Genomic DNA, 1,095 nt, shown 5'->3' with positions numbered 1-1,095 from the left:
TGGGACACATGGAATAATACTAAATTTGAGAAAAAAGTAGAAAAAGGCAAACTCACCTCTGAAGAAGTAGCTAAATATAACCATGAGCATTTATTGGGATATGAGTTTTGCGTATTACACTCCGAAAAATCACTTTACCCCTATTGTTACGTTACGATAGTGCCTAGAAATAAACATGTTGGCGTTAATTTTATCGATAATGAAGGTCGTGAGTATTTATCTTATCTTTTTCATGAAGTAAAAGAAGACCGCACCTTATTTCTACGAGAAGTTTGGTTTTATCAATTTATCCCAGGAAACAGCAGCGAAGAGCAAGAGTACCGTATGCACTTTGCATTTGATCAGGACGGAAACTACGCTGCCCGAAAATATATCGATTCTAAGGGGAAATACGAAGATTACGAAGGCAATCAAAAACTTGACTTTTCAGGCTTATACGAAAAATATCCCGAATTTGGACAATACGAAGGCATAATCCAACTTGAACGTCCGGTATTGAATGATATTATTTCTTGATATAACAAATCATAAAATTATCAAAATAGGCATCTGATAAAGCTGTACGCATACTAGATGATATTTCTAAATTACCCGGATTATAAAATTAATTAATAATATTAAACATATGTACACATTAAAATTCGCACAATACAATAACACTATGAAAGAAGTAATGTCTGAAGAAGATACTTTAGAGAATATAGTAGATCGTGCTCTTGATAGGAAACCAACAGCAGAAGACAAAAAACATCTCAAGAATGCAGAAGATTGGGCCAAATATGCTTTTGATAATGATAAAAATTACTATGTCACCTTTTTTAAAGGTGGTGAGCCTATAGCATGCGTATTTAATTATTTTGAAACGATAAGTATTGATTTTCTAACTTATCATAATGGTGAATTGTTTATTTATCTTTTTATGGTCTACGATAAAGGTAAAGATTCACATAATAAGGATGTGGATGGAAAGATATTTTTACGTCAGATTAATTTATATGATGAAGATGCAGATAAAAGAATAACTAATGAAATTTTTTTTAAGGATAATGGCATTATGAATGTTGAGACCATTACAAAAACAAAAAGACCGGAGTT

2 protein-coding genes are annotated in these 1,095 nt (G+C 31.7%); both read left to right on the top strand.

Annotated features, from left to right (window positions below; translation table 11 throughout):
• The coding region (locus tag A9G48_RS11655) for a hypothetical protein (protein ID WP_065576029.1) at positions 1-516 on the top strand (516 nt) is incomplete at its 5' end.
• Between the two features lie 157 nt (positions 517-673).
• Positions 674-1,095, top strand: a 422-nt coding sequence (locus A9G48_RS07500; protein WP_141672978.1) for a hypothetical protein, incomplete at its 3' end; no start/stop codon positions are given.

It is taken from the genome of Gilliamella sp. wkB18 (genome assembly GCF_001690875.1).
In the GTDB taxonomy this organism is placed as follows: domain Bacteria; phylum Pseudomonadota; class Gammaproteobacteria; order Enterobacterales; family Orbaceae; genus Gilliamella; species Gilliamella apicola_A.
The sequence above is the reverse complement of the archived record's forward strand: the minus strand, read 5'-3'. Positions and strand labels throughout refer to the sequence as shown.